Source organism: Streptomyces sp. NPDC127106, assembly GCF_042677605.1.
GTDB lineage: Bacteria > Actinomycetota > Actinomycetes > Streptomycetales > Streptomycetaceae > Streptomyces.
Window position 1 is genome coordinate 122,962 of record NZ_JBHXTC010000004.1, and the last position, 16,593, is coordinate 139,554.

At 72.1% G+C, this 16,593-nt stretch carries 16 protein-coding genes and 1 pseudogene; 9 read left to right on the top strand and 8 right to left on the bottom strand.

From position 1 onward, the window contains the following. The first annotated feature begins 15 nt into the window (after positions 1-15). The gene (locus ACFVGY_RS06385) at positions 16-840 is read left to right on the top strand and encodes a CPBP family intramembrane glutamic endopeptidase (RefSeq protein ID WP_385671883.1); all 825 of its coding nucleotides are present in this window, start codon (positions 16-18) and stop codon (positions 838-840) included. Positions 841-874: 34 nt separating this feature from the next. On the opposite strand, the pseudogene ACFVGY_RS06390 reads toward ACFVGY_RS06385, so the two are convergent. The 3 genes and pseudogenes from ACFVGY_RS06390 to ACFVGY_RS06400 all read right to left on the bottom strand — a co-directional run. Then, positions 875-1,113 (bottom strand): annotated as a pseudogene (locus ACFVGY_RS06390) (hypothetical protein); the annotation flags it as partial. 43 nt (positions 1,114-1,156) lie between these two features. Then, positions 1,157-1,792, bottom strand: coding sequence for a VOC family protein (locus ACFVGY_RS06395; RefSeq protein ID WP_385671886.1), 636 nt, complete (start codon positions 1,790-1,792; stop codon positions 1,157-1,159). 388 nt (positions 1,793-2,180) lie between these two features. After that, on the bottom strand, positions 2,181-2,576 hold the full coding sequence (locus ACFVGY_RS06400) for a cupin domain-containing protein (RefSeq protein ID WP_385671889.1): 396 nt from the start codon (positions 2,574-2,576) through the stop codon (positions 2,181-2,183). A 52-nt stretch (positions 2,577-2,628) separates the two neighbouring features. Here ACFVGY_RS06400 and ACFVGY_RS06405 point away from each other — a divergent pair, with 52 nt between their 5' ends. The 8 genes from ACFVGY_RS06405 (at position 2,629) to ACFVGY_RS06440 (ending at position 12,464) form a co-directional block, all read left to right on the top strand. Beyond that, a complete protein-coding gene (locus tag ACFVGY_RS06405) occupies positions 2,629-3,756 on the top strand; it encodes a GlxA family transcriptional regulator (RefSeq protein ID WP_385671892.1) in 1,128 nt (375 codons plus the stop codon). A gap of 89 nt (positions 3,757-3,845) precedes the next feature. Beyond that, a complete protein-coding gene (locus ACFVGY_RS06410; RefSeq protein ID WP_385671895.1) occupies positions 3,846-4,070 on the top strand; it encodes a hypothetical protein in 225 nt (74 codons plus the stop codon). A 147-nt stretch (positions 4,071-4,217) separates the two neighbouring features. Further along, on the top strand, positions 4,218-4,772 hold the full coding sequence (locus ACFVGY_RS06415) for a DUF2690 domain-containing protein (protein ID WP_385671898.1): 555 nt from the start codon (positions 4,218-4,220) through the stop codon (positions 4,770-4,772). Positions 4,773-4,860: 88 nt separating this feature from the next. Then, positions 4,861-5,055: a hypothetical protein gene (locus tag ACFVGY_RS06420; RefSeq protein ID WP_385671901.1), complete on the top strand. Its 195-nt coding sequence runs from the start codon at positions 4,861-4,863 to the stop codon at positions 5,053-5,055. Positions 5,056-5,273: 218 nt separating this feature from the next. Next, the gene (locus ACFVGY_RS06425; RefSeq protein WP_385671904.1) at positions 5,274-6,092 is read left to right on the top strand and encodes a hypothetical protein; all 819 of its coding nucleotides are present in this window, start codon (positions 5,274-5,276) and stop codon (positions 6,090-6,092) included. Between the two features lie 168 nt (positions 6,093-6,260). Continuing rightward, positions 6,261-7,238 (top strand): hypothetical protein, encoded by a 978-nt coding sequence (locus ACFVGY_RS06430; protein ID WP_385671907.1) that lies wholly within the window; start codon positions 6,261-6,263, stop codon positions 7,236-7,238. 276 nt (positions 7,239-7,514) lie between these two features. Further along, positions 7,515-9,383, top strand: coding sequence for an HSP90 family protein (locus tag ACFVGY_RS06435; RefSeq protein ID WP_385671910.1), 1,869 nt, complete (start codon positions 7,515-7,517; stop codon positions 9,381-9,383). Next, complete coding sequence (locus ACFVGY_RS06440; RefSeq protein WP_385671913.1) at positions 9,384-12,464, top strand: hypothetical protein; 3,081 nt, start codon at positions 9,384-9,386, stop codon at positions 12,462-12,464. It begins immediately after the preceding gene. Between the two features lie 65 nt (positions 12,465-12,529). Here ACFVGY_RS06440 and ACFVGY_RS06445 read toward each other — a convergent pair whose 3' ends face one another. The 5 genes from ACFVGY_RS06445 to ACFVGY_RS06465 all read right to left on the bottom strand — a co-directional run bounded on the left by ACFVGY_RS06445 (position 12,530) and on the right by ACFVGY_RS06465 (position 16,326). Continuing rightward, the gene (locus ACFVGY_RS06445; RefSeq protein WP_385671916.1) at positions 12,530-13,183 is read right to left on the bottom strand and encodes a CE1759 family FMN reductase; all 654 of its coding nucleotides are present in this window, start codon (positions 13,181-13,183) and stop codon (positions 12,530-12,532) included. Next, positions 13,180-14,280, bottom strand: a complete 1,101-nt coding sequence (locus ACFVGY_RS06450) for an LLM class flavin-dependent oxidoreductase (protein ID WP_385671919.1) — start codon at positions 14,278-14,280, stop codon at positions 13,180-13,182. Before ACFVGY_RS06450 ends, ACFVGY_RS06445 begins: the two co-directional genes overlap by 4 nt. 165 nt (positions 14,281-14,445) lie before the next feature. Then, a complete protein-coding gene (locus ACFVGY_RS06455) occupies positions 14,446-14,841 on the bottom strand; it encodes a hypothetical protein (RefSeq protein WP_385671922.1) in 396 nt (131 codons plus the stop codon). A 260-nt stretch (positions 14,842-15,101) separates the two neighbouring features. Further along, positions 15,102-15,575 carry a hypothetical protein gene (locus tag ACFVGY_RS06460; protein WP_385671924.1) on the bottom strand — a complete coding sequence of 158 codons (474 nt, stop codon included), beginning with the start codon at positions 15,573-15,575 and terminating at the stop codon, positions 15,102-15,104. Between the two features lie 253 nt (positions 15,576-15,828). Continuing rightward, complete coding sequence (locus tag ACFVGY_RS06465) at positions 15,829-16,326, bottom strand: hypothetical protein (RefSeq protein ID WP_385671927.1); 498 nt, start codon at positions 16,324-16,326, stop codon at positions 15,829-15,831. Positions 16,327-16,593 lie beyond the last annotated feature (267 nt).

Here is a 16,593-nt window from a genome sequence, read left to right on the forward strand (position 1 = left end):
AGGGGCTTCGACGCCATGACACGCACGACGACGACCGGCACGGCGCCGGGATACGGCGACGCGGGGCCCGCCGGCGGATCACGGACGGCCGCGGTAGCGGCTGTCATCGCGGTCGTCCTGACCGGCCTGCCGATCGTCGTCCCCTGGCTGCGCAGCCACCCCCTGCCGCTGGTCCTGTACGTCTCGGTGCTCGCCGCGGTCACCGCGGTCGCCTTACGCACTGGCTCCCCCCGGGCCGCGCGCGTGGTCCTCACGTCCGACCTCGTGCTCGGCATCACCCTCGTCACAGGGCTCGGGACGTGGCCGGCTCCTCTGGGCGTCGCCGCGCTCGTCGTTCTCGCCAGCGGCCTCCTCCCTCGATTTCGCCAGGAACGGGAATGGCTACGACCGGGCGTCTTCAACCGGGAGGTGTTCTGGCTCACCCTGGCCACGGTGGTGGTCAGCGGGGTGGCACTGACCGTCTGGGCGTGGCTGACGGATCCTTCGGGGGGACCGTATCTGACGTCACTCCAGCAGCAGCCTCTGCTGGTGGGGCTGCTCGGCATTCTGGCGTTCTCCCTGATCAACTCGTTCTGCGAGGAAGCCGTCTTCCGGGGCGTCTTCCAGACGGAGCTGACGCCGTTGATCGGCGCGCTGCCCGCGGTCGCGGTACAAGCGGTCTCGTTCGGCCTGCTGCACATCACCGGCTTCCCCTCGGGTGCCGCAGGCGCCCTGCTGGCAGGTGTCTACGGGCTTTTCCTGGGCCTCGTCCGGCAGCGCAGCGAGGGCATGGCAGCCCCGTACGTCGCACACGTATGCGCGGACATGACCATCGGGTTGCTGGTCTTGACCGTGCTGTGACGAGTGGCCTTCTATGCCCGCGAGCCGTTCTCGGTCAGTGTCGTGCCCAGATGAGGATGGCGGCGAGGTGGAGTGCTGCCCGGTAGGCGAGGGCGAGTTCGTCGCATCGTGTGGCCGGGCCGCGCCACTGCCTCAGGCGGTTGACGCAGCGTTCGACGGTGCTCAGGCCGTCGCGTGAGCGTCCGAGGGCGTGGTCGGCGGGCTCGTTGCGGCCTTCGGCCCCTTTTTGCGTGCTCCGGCGGAATGCTGGTGGGCGCGGACGACGGTGGAGTCGAACCCCAGCCGGCTGCTCCCGCGGGGCAATCGGGGGCCCTGGTCAGATCGTGACCGGGCCGTGAGCGGTGGCGAACTCGACCGAGACCAGGCCCGGTTCCTCATCCTCGACCCAGGTGACGTCGATCTGGTCGAGCGGGTGGTCGGCCGGTTCGCCGAGGAATTCGGCGATGGAGGCGGCGTCGCCGGCGATGGAGACCCCGTGGATGGCGGTGGAGGTGCGCGGGTCGGCGCTCGGGCGCTCCTCGACGGGGACCAACCACTGGAGGAAGTAGGGCAGTTGCGGGTCCTCCAGCAGCTCCAGCAGGCCGATCTGCTTCCACCTCAGGTCGAACCCGTCGGGGCGGACACGGTGGCCCTCGGCCGAGGTGCGGCCGAGGCGGGCCTCGACCGGGGCGATGTCGTCGACGGAGACCACCCAACCGAGCCAGCCGCCGCCCTCGGCGGCGCGGCGCGCGACCGCCTGGCCGAAGGGTGCGCGGTCGGCGGCGGGGTGGTCGAGTGTGGTGACGACCTCGACGTAGGTGCCGCCGCTCAGCGGGAGAATGAAATTGCGGGTGCCGAATCGCGGGTGCACGCCCCCGTCGACGAACCCGGCGCCGAGGGCCGATCCGATCCACTGGACGGTCGAGACGAAGCTGTCGCGGGCCACCGCATAGGACACGTGATCAAGTCGCACTGCGCCATCATCACCCGACAACCCGCACAAATCCCCACGCCACGCCCGCCGCCCCGGCCGCGTCCGCCGTGGATTCAGCCGTGGAGCGGATCGAGGTTTCACGGCACCCGCCTCGAGCTGCCCTTGCGGGCGCCGGCGCGGTAGTGCGGCCCGCCTTCCCGAACGGCTCCGGGAGCGTCTGCTGTGGCATGCCCGGGCGTGCGGGGACTCCGACAAGCAGGCCCGGTCCGAGAGGTGGTCCGCGCGTACGCGACCCCGTCCGGCCGCCGACGTGGAGGACGGGTCCCCGCGTCCCGTGCGTGCGCCGCCGTTCGGTCCCTGACGAAGTACGCAGGTCAGAGACCGTTTCGTGTTCCGAGCAGGTACTGAAGGGACCGGACTTCGCAATTCAGGTGTTGAGTCTGTGTCCGGTGGTTGCGTCCACGTGGTCCGGGATCTCGCCGTGGCGGTCTCCCACGGTCGGTGTCCCGGTGGGCTCGAACATGAGGATCGCGGCGCCGGACGGGGCGTACGGCTTGTGCTCCGTGCCGCGGGGGACGGTGAAGACCGCCCCCCGCGGGAGTCGGACGGTGCGCTCGCCGTCGGGCTCGCGCAAGGAGATGTGGAGTTCGCCGTCGATCACCAGGAAGAACTCGTCGGTGTTGTCGTGTGCGTGCCAGATGTGTTCGCCCTCGACCTTGGCGATGCGGACGTCGTAGTCGTTGACGCGCGTGACGATGCGGGGGCTCCACAGGGCGTCGAACGAGGCCAGAGCCTGGTGGAGGGAGATGGGCTGGTTGCTCATGGGCTCATCCTGAGCCGTTTCGCACGGTCGACGTGAGTGCTAGGAATTGCACATGGCGAAAGGATCCTCGCACGACGGGCGCGCGGCAGCCGCACCCCGGGTGGTCGTGATCGTGGACGAGAACTCGAACCCCTTCGAGCTCGGCTGTGCGACCGAGGTGTTCGGGCTGCGCAGACCGGAGATCGGCCGTGACCTCTACGACTTCAGGCTCTGCTCCCCCGAGCCCCGCACCCTGATGCGGGACGGGTTCTTCACGCTCACGGGCGTCGCGGGTCTGGAGGCGGCCGACACGGCGGACACCTTGATCGTTCCCAACCGTCCCGACGTCGAGGTGCCCCGCCGGCCCGCCGTACTCGATGCCATCCGACGGGCCCACGCGCGCGGTGCGCGCCTGATCGGCTTCTGCAGCGGCGCCTTCACCCTGGCCGAGGCCGGCGTCCTCGACGGGCGACGGGCCACCGCACACTGGCAGTGGGCGGATTCCTTCCGGGCCCGTTTCCCTTCCGTCCGTCTTGAACCGGACGTGCTGTTCGTGGACGACGGCGACATCCTCACCGCCGCGGGCAGCGCGGCCGCGCTCGATCTCGGGCTGCACGTGGTCCGCCGCGACTACGGCGCGGAGATCGCCAACGCGGTGAGCCGGCGACTGGTCTTCGCGGCCCACAGGGACGGCGGGCAGCGGCAGTTCGTGGAGCGTCCGGTGCCCGACCTGGTGGACGAGTCCCTGGCGCCCGTGCTGGCCTGGGCCCAGGAGCGGTTGGACGTGCCGCTCACGGTGTCGGACCTCGCGGCGCGGGCGGCGGTCAGCCCGGCGACGCTCCATCGCCGCTTTCGGGCACAACTGGGAACGACCCCGCTCGCGTGGCTCACGGGGGAACGGCTCGCCTTGGCATGCCGGCTGATCGAGCGGGGCGAGTCCCGCTTCGAGGTGGTCGCGCGGCGCAGCGGGCTCGGCACTGCCGCCAACCTGCGCATGCTGATGCGCCGCGAGACGGGCATCAACCCGTCGGCGTACAAGCGGCGGTTCGGCCCTGCGGGGACGGCCACGGGTCCGGTGCCTGCTGCATCGGGGCTCGCTCGTTCGCATGGCATGCGAGCGGGTCGCAGCGACTCCAGCGGCCCGGTTCGCCATGGTGGACCACGGACGCGGCCCAAGCCGGCACGTCGCACCGACGAATGAGCCGGCGTGTCCTGGTGTGCAGCTTCCCCGGGCATTGCTGCGGCGAGGGCGCGCACGTTCGATCACATGACTACGCGGTGAGGCCGGAAATGGACAAGAAAAAGCCGGAGGGTCCCCCCGATCCGGAATCACTCTCCGACGAAGAGATGATGAAACTGGTCAACGAGATCCTCGACAGCGTCCCACCCGAAGAAGCCGAGGCCTGCCTCCTCGCCATCGCCCAGGGGAGACCGGCCCCCCGGGACGTACCGGTCGACCTGACCCCCGCCCAAGCGAACGACCTCCTCCTCTTCCTCCACAGGGGCGGCGGCTGACCCCGCCCCACAGCGACGGTGCCTGCTGCTGCGCGGGCGCGCCAGGGCCGATCCACTCGGGGGCGCACGCACGGGGAACTCGGTGATGTCCATGCCCCGGCGCGTGCGCCTTGCCCCCGAGACGAGGGGGAAGGAACCTGTGCGTCCATGACCACGAGTGACACCGACGGCGACACTGAAGAGCCCCCCGCCCGTGCGCCGCAGGCGCCCGCGGACCGGCGCCCCTGGTTAACCGGCGCGACGGCGCTGGCCTTGGTCGTTGCCATGGTCGGCGCCGTACTGGCCGCGTTCGTGACCCCGCTGGGGGATCACCTGATGAAGGCCCTGCTCGATGAGCCGACCTGCCCCGGCGAGGCCTGCGAGGGGAAGAACCCCCAGAACCAGGGCTGCGGAGAGGACGCCCGGACGTTCAAACCCGGGATCAACAACCCTGCCCTCCTCCAGGTTCGGCGCAGCGAGGACTGCAAGGCCGCCTGGGCGAGGATCGAGCGGGGAAATCCTGGAGACCTGGTCACCGTGCAGGTCGCCGGCGGCGCGAAAAGGACCGCAGAGATCGAGTACGGGGACGACCAGTTCACCACCATGGTCGCCGTTCCGGACGGCGACTTCCGGATCACGGCCTGCGCGATCCCGAAAGCGGGTGGCCAGAGCACCTACGAGACCTACTGTGTGCACGCCACCGAGGCCAGTGCCTGGCGGTGACGTGCGCTGTCGGCGCGTTCCCGGCGGTGCCCGCCCGAGGCGCCGGGACGGGCCCGGATCAGACGTCGTGGGATACATGAGTCATGTGATGAGTACGCGTACTCAGGCCATGGCGAAGCTGCTGCTGCAGGCTGAGGGCATGCACCAGCGTGAATGGAAGCCCGCCGACCACCGGCTCGGCGTCGAACGTGCCGGTATCGCCATCCTGGCAGTGGCCGCAGCGGTCTTCGCCGCAGGAGCCATCGCCATGGTCTCCGTGATCGCGGGCTACGCCCTGGCCTGAGGCAGGCCCTCTTCCGGGCCGATCCCGTTCACGGGGTGTCGGGCTGCCGCAGCGTGCGGGCCTGCTGCCATTCCCCGACTGCCCGGACCATGGCCCGGCGCGTTCCGGCGGGGGTGGCTGCACCGAGGGCCCGGGCCCGATCCCACCCCTCGGTCGTCGCCGCGGCGGCGGACGGTGCCGGCAGCTGCTGTCACCGGGGTGCGGTAGCGTTTTCGATCATGAGCATGCCGCCACCTCAGCAGTCCCCCGGCCCCGGACCCTACGGGCCGCCGCAGTCTCCGCACCCGTACGGCGGCCCGCACTACGCCCCGCAGTCCTTCCAGCCGCAGTACCCGGCGCAGCCGCAGCCGCATCCCGGCCAGGCGGCCTGGGGGCAGCCGCCGGTCGGCCCGCCGCAGCGCACGTCCCGGCCCTGGATGGTGTTCGGGATCATCGCGGCCTCGATAGCGGCGGCCAGCGTCATCAAGGTGGCGACCGACGTCTCGTCCAGAACGAGCGGAGTCGGATTCCCCAAGGCCGAGTACCGGCTCACGGTGCCGAAGACCCTCGTGGGCGGCACGTTCGAACTGGCCCAGGACCTGTCGCAGTCCCAGGGCGAGGAAGGGCTCAAGGGCACGTACAGCTCGAAGGTCCGCAACCCCCGGCCGGCCGTGGGCCAGTACACCTCCGGCGACCCGGCCCGTTCGAGCGTCCTCGTCCTCTCGGGGATGTACGGCCAGTTCAAAGACCCCGCAGAAGCCCGCAGGAAGACGCTCGCCGGCGCCGCGGACGCCGAGGGCGCGACCCTGGCGGTCCCCGCCCGGGACGTCACCCCCACCGGCTCCGGCATCACGCTGAGCTGCCAGGTGCTGACGTACCAGGACGGCGGCGCCACCTCCACCCTGCCGATGTGCGCCTGGGGGGACGAGAACACGAGCGCCGGGGTCGCCCTCGCCACGCCCGAGACCGCACGACAGGCCCCCGGATCGGTCGATCTCGACAAGCTCGCCGAGATCACCCTCAAGGTCCGGGCGGAGGCCAGGCAGCCGATCGGCTGACCGGACAGGCGGGAACGGGCTGAATTGTCCGGCCGAATCGGCCAATGCCCTGCCGAACCAGGGGAAACAATTGTGCGATCGTCAGTGGCTCGTGATACTCACTAGCCTCGCGGGGGCGCTCAACCAACGTCCCTGGTCATAGACATGCAGCAGGGTCGAGGGGTGGGTATGGCGTTGCTCCGGGGGGCGGGGCTCTCGCTGAAGCGGCTGATCGGCAGATCCGGCGCGCAGTTGGAGAAGGACTATGGCGATCCGGCGGTGACGCGGATCCGTGAGGCCGCGGAGGCGGCGGACTGGGCCGGCGTACGGGACGTGCTCGCGGCGCGCCCCGAGAGCGAGGACCGCAGCTGGCTGCTGTGGACGGTCGGCGACGTCGCCGGGGTGGAGGAGTGGATCCACCGCGCCGTCGCGGCGGAGCCCGACTCGGCGCTGCCGGTGCTGGTCGCCGGAGCCCGCTACGTGAGCTGGGGCTGGGAAGCCCGGACCGGGGCGTGGGCGAAGGACGTCTCGCGCGAACAGTTCGAAGTGTTCCACGCGCGACTGCACCGGGCAGAGGAGTTCCTGTACGCGGCGGCGGAACGGGAGCCGGCGTGGGCCTCGCCCTGGCACTTCCTGCAGGTCACCGGTCGCGGTCTCCAGGTGGGTCCGGTGGTGGCGCGGCGGCGGTTCGAGGCGACGGTGCGGCGGGACCCGTTCCATCTGCGCGCCCACCAGCAGCAGTTGCAGCAGGTCTGCAAGAAGTGGGGCGGTTCGCACGAGGAGATGCACGCCTTCGCCCGTGAGTCCGTGCTCAAGGCGCCCGAGGGAAGCCTGCTCGGCCAGCTCGTCGCGGTCGCGCACATCGAGCACTGGCTCTCCCTCGACAGTGGACCCGACGAGCAGTACATGAGGCGCTCCGACGTCGTCGCCTCGTTGCGGGAGGCCGCCGAACGGTCCGTCCTGCATCCGGACTTCGAGCGCGGAGCGGGCCGGGTCCAGGTGTGCAACACCTTCGCCATGGCGTTCTCGCTGGCCGGGGAGGCCATCATGGCCCGCCGCTGTTTCGAGGCGACGGAGGGAACCGTGTCCGAGTTCCCCTGGTACTACGTCAACGGCGAGAACCCGGTCGCGGCGTACCGGCACCACCGCTCGACCGTGGGCGCCTGACCGGGCCGACGCCCCCGTCCGCACGCACCGCACCCGCAGCACCGGCACACGCCGGCACGCACCGGCACACTCCGGCGCAACGCCGCCACCAGCACCGCACCGGCGCCGGCCGACGCCGGCCGCCGGGTCCGCGGCCCCCGTCCGGCCCGGCCGCCACGGGCCGGGCGTCCTGCCGGACCCGGCCCCTCTCCCGAACCCACCTGTCCTGCCGTCACGCCACGCAGCACGCAGACCGTGCCGCACCGCGCGGCGCGCCGAGCGAAAGATCCCGCCTAGGTGTCGCATTCCGAGTCCGCCCACACCTTCCAGGTCGACCTGCGCGGCCTGGTGGACCTGCTGTCCCACCACCTCTACTCCAGCCCCCGCGTCTACCTGCGCGAACTCCTGCAGAACGCGGTGGACGCCATCACCGCCCGGCGGGCGGCCGACCCCGGCGCCCCCGCGACCATCACGGTGCGCACCGGGGACACCCTGACCGTCACCGACAGCGGCATCGGCCTGACCGAGGCCGACGTCCACCGCTTCCTCGCGACCATCGGCCGCAGCTCCAAGCGGACCGCCGACGGCGGCCTGGACGGCGCCGGGCTCGCCGCGGCACGGGGCGACTTCATCGGCCAGTTCGGCATCGGCCTGCTCGCCTGCTTCGTCGTCGCCGACGAGATCACCGTGGTCAGCCGGCACGCCGCCGACCCCGACGCGCCCGCCGTCGAGTGGCGCGGCCACTCCGACGGCCGCTACACCATCCGCACGCTGCCGGCCGGCGCCGTGCCGCAGCCCGGCACCACCGTGCGGCTCACCCCGCGGGTGGACAACGCCGAGTGGACCTCCCCCGGCCGGGTCGTCGAGCTCGCCCGGCACTACGGCCGCCTGCTTCCCCACGAGGTCCAGGTCGTCGGCCCGGACGGCGAGAGCACCCGGATCGACGAGACGCCGCCCTGGGAGCAGGCGCACCGCTCACCGCTGGCCCGCCGCGAAGCGCTGACCGCCTACTGCCGGGCCGTCTTCGACTTCGCCCCCCTCGACACGATCGAGCTCGACCTGCCGGCCGCCGGGCTGCGCGGCGTCGCGTACGTCCTGCCCAACGCCCTCAGCCCGACGCAGCGCGCGGGCCACCGCGTGCACCTGAAGGGCATGCTCCTCAGCGACCAGGCGCCGGAGCTCCTGCCGGACTGGGCGTTCTTCGTGCGCTGCGTGGTGGACACCACCAGCCTGCGCCCGACCGCCTCCCGTGAGGCGCTGTACGAGGACGGCACGCTCTCCGCGGTCCGCGACGCCCTGGGCGCCAGGATCCGGGACTGGCTCACGGGTCTGGCGGCGAGCGACCCGGCGCTGCTGCACCGGTTCATCGACGTCCACCACCTCGCGGTCAAGGCGCTGGCCCGCTACGACGACGAGCTGCTGCGCATCGTGCTGCCGTGGCTGCCGTTCGAGACGACGGACGGCAACGTCACGCTGGAGGAGTTCGCCAGGACCCACGCCACCGTCCTCGTCACGCGCAGTGTGGAGGAGTTCCGCCAGGTCGCGCCCATCGCCTCCGCGGCCGGCCTCGGCGTCGTCAACGGCGGCTACACCTACGACCGCGACCTGGTACAGCGGCTGCCCGAGATCCGGCCGGGCACCGCCGTCACCGATCTCGACCCGTCGACCGTCACCGCGCACCTCGACGCGGTGGACCCGTCCGCCGAAATCCGGGCGGCGGCGTTCCTGGCCGTCGCGCGGGAGACCGTCGCCGCCCACGACTGCGACGTCGTGCTGCGCGACTTCCAGCCGGTGACCGCCCCGGTGCTGCTCCTGGACAACCGCGAGGCCCGCCACGAGCGGACCCGCTCCACCCTGGCCGCCGACAGCAGCGACGGCCTGTGGGCCGACATCCTGGGCTCCCTGCGCAGCGAGACCCCGCGCGCCCAGCTCGTCCTCAACCATCTCAACCCGCTGGTCCGCCAGGCCGTCACGATCACCGAGCGCGGGCTCGCCGTCGCCGCCGCGGAGTCCCTGTACGGCCAGGCCCTGCTGCTCAGCCGCCGCCCGCTCAGGGCGAGCGAGAGCGCCCTGCTCAACCGGGCCTTCATCGGCCTGCTCACCCATGCCATGCACCCCGGCGGCACGACGGCCGCACCCGACTCCGAGCCTCGGAAGGAGCAGTAGATGCTGGACACCCCGGAGGCCGTGTTCGAGGCGCTGCGCGAGAACAACGAGCGGCCGCACGGCCTGCAGCGCACCATCACCGCCGAGGAGCTCGTCGAGGCCGCCGAACCCTTCGACAAGCCGGACATCCTGGTCACGGCCCTCATGGAGCTGATGGCGGCGTACGAGTACACCGGCGAGCACCGCAAGTCGCCGGTGGCCTTCGCCCGGCTGCTGAAGCTGGGGGAGGACTCCCCCGGCGCGTTCAGCGAGTGGGAGGCGCACCAGCTCCTGTGGCGCTTCAAGTGGGTGGCGACGTCCCTGCTCCAGGTGCCCGAGGTGCCCCTGGCCACGATCGAGGCCTGGATCGGGCGGATGCGGGAGCGGTACGAGGCGGAGGGACAGGGCGTGCAGCCGGTGGCCGCGATGCGCCACCACGTCGCCGCCCACACGGGCGCCGGCCTCGTCGCCGCCTACGACCTGTGGGCGACACGGCCGCGTACGAGCCTGAGCGACTGCGAGGCGTGCGAGACCCGCCACCACGCGCTGCACCGTGCCCGCGCGGGCGAGGATGCGGCGGCACTGGACACGTGGCGGCCGGTCCTCGACGGGTCCTCCTCCTGCTCGGACGAACCGCAGATGAGCCAGGCGCAGGCGCTGCTGCCGCTGGTGCGGCTCGGCCGCACCGACGAGGCCCGTTCGCACCACCTGACCGGATACCGCCGCGTGCGCGGCATGGCGGGCATGCAGGAGGAGGTCGGGCTGCACCTGGAGTTCTGCGCGCTCACCCGCAACGAGGGGCGCGGCCTGGAGATCCTGGCCGAGAACCGGCCGCTGTTCGAGGCGACCGGTGCCCCGCTCGCCCGGCTGGGGTTCCTGACGGGCGTCGAGGTGCTGCTCGCCCGGCTCGTCGCGGACGGGTACTCCGCCACGCCCGTCGCCGGACCGCCCGGACGGAACTGGACGGCGGGCGAGCTGCTGGACACCGTGCGGGGCGAGGCGGACGGGCTCGCCGCCGCCTTCGACGCGCGCAACGGCACGACGGCCGTCGGCGACCGGCGCCGCAGCAGGCTGGAGCACCCTCCCCTGCTCGACGAGCCCCTCCCGCTGGGCCTGCGCACGGCCGTCACCCGCCCGGCCGGCCCGGCGGCGACGGGCGTCGAAACCATCGCCGGGGCCGCCGGCGCCCGGACTGCTGCTGCCGGCGCCGCCGCCCCGGCGGGCCGTGACGTCCCCGACGACTTCCCCACCCTGGTACGGAACGCACGTGACCTGGCAGCGCAGAGCCATCCCGGCGCCGTCCGGCTGTGGGCGCGGATCACCGAACTGGCCGGCGCGGAGGACTACGTACACGACGACGGGCTCGGCCCCGAGGACCGCCTGCGCGCCGAGATCGTCAAGGAACGCGCCATCGCCCTCTTCATGGAGGACCGCCACCCCGAGGCGGTCGCCCTCATGGCCGAATCCGCCGTACCGTTCCGGCGGGCCGGCATGGCCTGGGACGCGCTCACGGCCCGGGCGCGCTCCTTGGCCTGGGCCGCCGTGCGCCGTTCCGACAACGGTGACGCGGACGCGACCGGCCCCGAAGGGACCCCGCAGGACGGCGCCGGGCTCCCGGGCCGCACCGGGATCCGCGCCGGCCTCGACGCGGTCCTGCGGGAAGCCGAGGAGCTGATCGCCGCGGGCACGGGAGTCGGCACCGCGTACGAGGAACCGGGGACCGCCGGACCCGCCCTGGGCACCGGGCCGGACAGCTTGGCCGCCCAGAGGTACCTGACGGTGCTCTACTGCCGGGCGTACGCCGCCTTCCACGAGGCCATGGCCCAGCTGCCGGAGGTCACCGCGCCCACGCTCGAAAGGTTCGAGGGGACGACCGGGGCCCTGCGCTCCGAGGCCACACGGCTGGGCGTCCGCCACCACGAGGCCAGCGCCCTGGAGTTCACGGCGAACCTCGCCCTCCGCCTCGGCGAGACGGACCGCGCCGAGCAGGAGCTGCGGGCGGCGCTGGAGGCGGTGGAGGCCTCCGACCGCCCCTGGGACGGCACCCGGCTGCGGGCCGTACTCGCCCAGACCCTGCTCGCGTGCGGTCGGTACGAGGAGGCGGTCGATCTGCTGCACCAGGCGATCGCCCTCGCCGTACGCCACGACGACACCACGTTCCCGCTGGCCCCCACCTACGGGCTGCTCGGCCACGCGGCCTCGCACACCGGAGACACGGCCGGCGCCGTACGCCACCTCTCCGAGGCCGCCGCCCGCCACGACCGGGAGGGCGCGCACAACGACGCCGCCGAGATGCGGCTCCAGCTCGCGGACGTGCTCGTGCGCGCCGGCCGGCAGGCGGACGCCGTCGCCGTCCTGGAGTCCGTGGTCGCGGACGGTGGTGCCGATGCCGTCGACGGGCGCCTGCTCGCCCAGGTCCGGTTGACCCTCGCCCGCGGGTTGCGGGAGCTGGAGGAACACCGTGCGGCGGCGGAGGAGTTCCTCCGGCTGGCCGACACGGTCGCGGGGTGGGAGGACGGCGGGTCGGTGCTGACGCTGGTGGCGTCGGAAGCTGCGGGCGCGCTGGCCATGGCGGACCGCTGGGAGGCCGCCCGCGCGGCGTACGCGCGCGCCGTCGCCTCGCACGCAGAGGCACCCAACCCTCCGGCGGTGATCCAGATGATGTGCGAGTTCGCCCGTCTCACCCGCCTCTCGCAGGGCGTGGAGGGGCTGGAGGCGGCACTCGCCCATCTCGCGGAGGCCGACGCGGTCAGTGCGGCGGTGCCGCAGGACGACGAGGGCTTCCCCCGCGCGTACCTGACCGGGAACGTCCACTACCGGCGCGCCGGCCTCCTGGCCGAGGCCGAGCGCTTCACCGAGGCCCTGGCCGAGGCGGAGGCGTCGGCCGCCGCGCACGAACGGGACGGCGAGGACGGTGAAGTGCCCCGCGCCGAGTCCGTCCGCCTGGCGTCGTTGATCGAGCACGACGGCCTGGGCCGCCACGACGCCGCGAAGGCCCGCCTCAGGGCGGCGGCCTTGCGCTGCAGGCAGCACGACCTCCCGGAGGTCGCGCAGATCCTCGAGAACCTGCTCGGGGAATTCGCCTCCCGCCCCACCCGCTGACTCCCGGCCGCCGGTTCCGGATCCGGCTCGGTGAAAGGCTCTGGTCCCGGACCCTCGTGCCGCTACTACGGGACCCGTAGCGCGGCCAGCCGCTGTTCGAACGGGACCACCTCGAAGCCGTCCGCCGGATCCACCGAGGTGATCGCCCCCGTCAGCGAACGGGGGGCGATCGCCGCGGCGGTGTCGACGTGCGGCGCGGCGTCCGGGGTGGCGGGGGCCATGAAGCGGGCCAGCTCCGCGCCGGCCCGGGCGATCCGCTGCGCCAGCCCCTCCTCGCCCCAGTCCTCCGAGGCCGCGTACACGGCGGTCGGCAGGGCGAGCGCGCGCAGGTAGGTGAACAACGGGCGCAGCGCGTGTTCGGTGACGAGGGAGTGCCGGGCGGTGCCGCCGGTCGCACCGAGGAGCACCGGTTTCCCGGTGAGGGCGTCCTTGTCGATGACGTCGAAGAACGACTTGAACAGGCCGCTGTACGACGCCGCGAACACCGGTGTCACGGCGATCAGGCCGTCCGCGGCCGCCACCGCGTCGAGCGCGGCGGCCAGCCGGGCGGGTGGGAACCCGGTGACGAAGTGCTGGGCGATCTCCGTCGCGAGGTCCCTCAGTTCGATCACTTCTGGCTCGGCGTCCACGTGCCGCAGCGTCGCGGCCGCGAGCCGGTCGGCGAGCAGCCGCGTGGAAGAGGGCGAACTCAGTCCCGCTGATACGACGATGAGCTTCATGCCTGCGTCGTCTCCTTCAGGGTCTCCCGGGCCGCCACCACGCGGGCCGAGTGGGTCGGCGCGTCCGGCACGCCGGCCGGGCGCAGGTTCGCGAACTCCTTGCGCAGCACCGGCACGACCTCCTCGCCGAGCAGGTCGAGCTGCTCCAGGACGGTCTTCAGGGGCAGGCCCGCGTGGTCCATCAGGAACAGCTGACGCTGGTAGTCGCCGGCGTAGTCCCGGAAGGACAGGGTCCGCTCGATGACCTGCTGCGGCGAGCCGACGGTCAGCGGTGTCTGGGAGGTGAATTCCTCCAGGGAGGGGCCGTGGCCGTACACCGGCGCGTTGTCGAAGTACGGGCGGAACTCGCGCACCGCGTCCTGCGAGTTCCTGCGCATGAAGACCTGGCCGCCGAGTCCGACGATGGCCTGCTCGGGGGTGCCGTGCCCGTAGTGGGCGTAGCGCTGCCGGTAGAGGTTCACCATCTGCCTGGTGTGGGAGGGGGGCCAGAAGATGTTGTTGTGGAAGAAGCCGTCGCCGTAGTACGCGGCCTGTTCGGCGATCTCCGGCGAGCGGATGGAGCCGTGCCAGACGAAGGGTGCGACGCCGTCCAGCGGGCGCGGGGTCGAGGTGAAGGACTGCAGCGGCGTGCGGAACTTGCCCTTCCAGGTGACGACGTCCTCGTCCCACAGGCGGCGCAACAGCGCGTAGTTCTCGATGGCGAGGTCGATGCCGTCGCGGATGTCCTTGCCGAACCAGGGGTAGACGGGACCGGTGTTGCCACGGCCCATCATCACGTCGACGCGGCCGTCCGCGACGTGCTGGAGCATCGCGAAGTCCTCGGCGATCTTCACCGGGTCGTTCGTGGTGATCAGCGTCGTCGACGTGGACAGGATCAGGTTCTCGGTGCGCGCGGCGACGTAGCCGAGCATCGTCGTCGGCGAGGAGGGGACGAACGGCGGGTTGTGGTGCTCGCCGGTCGCGAAGACGTCGAGGCCGACCTCCTCGGCCTTCTGCGCGATGGCGAGCATCGCCTTGATGCGCTCGTGCTCGCTGGGCGCGCGTCCGGTCGTCGGATCGGGGGTGACGTCACCGACGGTGAAGATCCCGAACTGCATGGCTCCCCTTCCAGGTTGTTTACGATTCAACTATACCCGGGAACGGGAGGTCCACCCGAGGTATTCCCGCCTGCCGGTCATGCCCTGAGACAGCGGCCCCCCGGCCGCCCTCTCACCTTCAGGACAGTGACCTACCAGCCCCTGGCCAGCAGAAACACACCCTCGTCAGCCGTCTGTCACCTCCAGGCACCGAAACCGGCCCGGATCCGGCGCGCGGTGGACGGGGTGTCGCGGGACGCGGCCCGTCGAGCGCGCGCTCGGCTTCCGTTCATGTCGGCCACGGACAGGTCGATCTTCTTTCCCGTCTTGCCGCAGGGCCTCGCTGCCGGCCACCAGCGGCATCGCCTGTAGGACGGTGCGCTCCACCATGACGAAGGGGAGGTTCTCGTAGGTGACGACGAGGGCGTCGGGCGGGGTCCGGAACTCGATCCGCGGGGCCAGGCCCTTCACCGCCTGGACGGCCGGAAACAGGTGGTCCTCGATCAGGGTGGCGACGGCCCGGCTCTTTCTCCCACCCCTCACGCACCATTGGCCGAGCCACCGCTTGCGGAACCCCAGCACGGGGACGATGACGTCCCCCGGATCGATGGGTACGGGGCGAACAGCGCGGCCGGCGGCTCCTGGCCCGCGGGCTTCAGCTCGCCCCGGCTGCCCTCGTCGATGCCGCCGGCGGCGTCGAAATACACGGCGTGGGCCACAGATCGACTCCTCCCCCGCCCGGCACGCACGCCGCTGTGGCTGGTGCGTGCCGGCTGCCGAACACGCCGCGGTTCTAGCGGCGGGGCAGGAGTCCCCGGATGGGAATCGCCTCCACTACGACGCTACTTGAGCCGGTACAAGCAGCCCTTGGGGTTCTTTCCGCCGTCGTTGTCCGCGACCTGCTTGCCGTTGACCTTGATGACGCACGGGGCCTGCTGCAGCATGCCGTCGGCGCCCTGGACCGAGCCGGGGACGACCGTCAGGAGCCGGCCCGCCTTCTGTTCCGCGCCGATGAGCTTGACGGTCTCCGTCTTCGTCCACGGCAGGGTCTGCTGTTCGAAGCCGCTCGTTTCGGCGTTGTACATGATCTGGGTCTTGCCCTGGCCGGAGACTTCCAGGGTCACCTCGCGGGTCGCGCTGTCGGCGCCCGTCTTGGCGTCCGGCGCCTTGGCCTCCGGCGAAGCGCCCTGGGACGCCGCCCCCTTGGCGCCGGCGCCGTCCGCCTTCGCGCCGCCGTCTTGCCCGCTGTCGCTTCCGCAGCCGGTCAGCAGCACCGCCGCAGCGAGCAGTGCCAGCCCCGTAACCGTCTTGCGCATGTTCCCCGTACTCCGTTTCTCGGCATTTCCGTTCATGCGTTCCCCCTTGGGGAAGGAGAACCACGACCAAGATCCAATCACACTCTGTGTCGGCCGCTCGCCACCGGGGGGGCACTGAACGGGGTCAAGCGGGCATCTTGGCTCGCGGAGGGCGGGGGTCGCCTACTGTCCGTAACGGTGAGTGACGGAAGATCCACAATGCGGCGCTCGGTTCACCGGCGGACCGATCCGCCCTCCGGCCGACCCGCTCGGATCACACCGCGAGCTCGACGGTGGAGCTGCCCGTGGGGCTCTTCACGACGGGCCGCTGCCGCTCGGCGCACTGCTCGGGCGTGTCGATCCCGAGGCAGGGGACGGACCCCTGGGGAACCTTGACGGTGCCGTCGCCCTTCGGCAGCGGCTTGCCGTCGACGCACAGCCCCGGGAGCTGCTTCGGGTCGTTGCAGGAGCTCTCCGGAACCACGCCGGACTCGGCGTCGCCCTGCGGCGGGGACTGCTCTTCACCCTCGCCGGAGTCCTTCTGCTGGGTGTCGTCCCCGTCGTTGCTCCGCTCTTCGCCGACGCTCCCGCCTTCGCCCTGGTCGTCCCCGCGGTCGCTGTCGTCGCGCTCGGCCGTGACGGCGGCCGGGTACGGCGTCGCCGGGGCGGCGATCGCACCCGTGGGCAGCAGCACGCCTCCTGCCGCCAGCGAAGCCGAGGCGGTGAACAGCACGAGACGCAGAGTGCGGGAGGTGCGGGAGGTGCGGGACATGGGAAATCTCCTGGTGGGGGGAAGTGGGAGGGGGCCACCGGTGCTGCGTGGACCCATGTCTCCAGTAGGCCCCGCCGGACGCGTCACGTCATGCCCCTGCATTTCGGGACTTGACGGAACCCGGTGCACCTGCTCCTCGCGAGCGGTACTCCACCACCGGGCGTGACGTATCGTTGCGGGCCGTGACGTTGGGTTAAGAACGCGTCCTGGGACAGCTCGCCGCAGCGCCGGGTTGGGAGCGCTCTCAGGCGGTGGGGGCAGCGATTA

Coding starts and splice junctions, on each gene's coding strand:
- ACFVGY_RS06445 (WP_385671916.1), bottom strand. CDS start 13,183: ATGAAGCTCATCGTCGTATCAGCGGGACTGAGTTCGCCCTCTTCCACG.
- ACFVGY_RS06430 (WP_385671907.1), top strand. CDS start 6,261: ATGGCGTTGCTCCGGGGGGCGGGGCTCTCGCTGAAGCGGCTGATCGGC.
- ACFVGY_RS06415 (WP_385671898.1), top strand. CDS start 4,218: ATGACCACGAGTGACACCGACGGCGACACTGAAGAGCCCCCCGCCCGT.
- ACFVGY_RS06400 (WP_385671889.1), bottom strand. CDS start 2,576: ATGAGCAACCAGCCCATCTCCCTCCACCAGGCTCTGGCCTCGTTCGAC.
- ACFVGY_RS06405 (WP_385671892.1), top strand. CDS start 2,629: ATGGCGAAAGGATCCTCGCACGACGGGCGCGCGGCAGCCGCACCCCGG.
- ACFVGY_RS06460 (WP_385671924.1), bottom strand. CDS start 15,575: ATGCGCAAGACGGTTACGGGGCTGGCACTGCTCGCTGCGGCGGTGCTG.
- ACFVGY_RS06410 (WP_385671895.1), top strand. CDS start 3,846: ATGGACAAGAAAAAGCCGGAGGGTCCCCCCGATCCGGAATCACTCTCC.
- ACFVGY_RS06465 (WP_385671927.1), bottom strand. CDS start 16,326: ATGTCCCGCACCTCCCGCACCTCCCGCACTCTGCGTCTCGTGCTGTTC.
- ACFVGY_RS06450 (WP_385671919.1), bottom strand. CDS start 14,280: ATGCAGTTCGGGATCTTCACCGTCGGTGACGTCACCCCCGATCCGACG.
- ACFVGY_RS06440 (WP_385671913.1), top strand. CDS start 9,384: ATGCTGGACACCCCGGAGGCCGTGTTCGAGGCGCTGCGCGAGAACAAC.
- ACFVGY_RS06425 (WP_385671904.1), top strand. CDS start 5,274: ATGAGCATGCCGCCACCTCAGCAGTCCCCCGGCCCCGGACCCTACGGG.
- ACFVGY_RS06385 (WP_385671883.1), top strand. CDS start 16: ATGACACGCACGACGACGACCGGCACGGCGCCGGGATACGGCGACGCG.
- ACFVGY_RS06420 (WP_385671901.1), top strand. CDS start 4,861: ATGAGTACGCGTACTCAGGCCATGGCGAAGCTGCTGCTGCAGGCTGAG.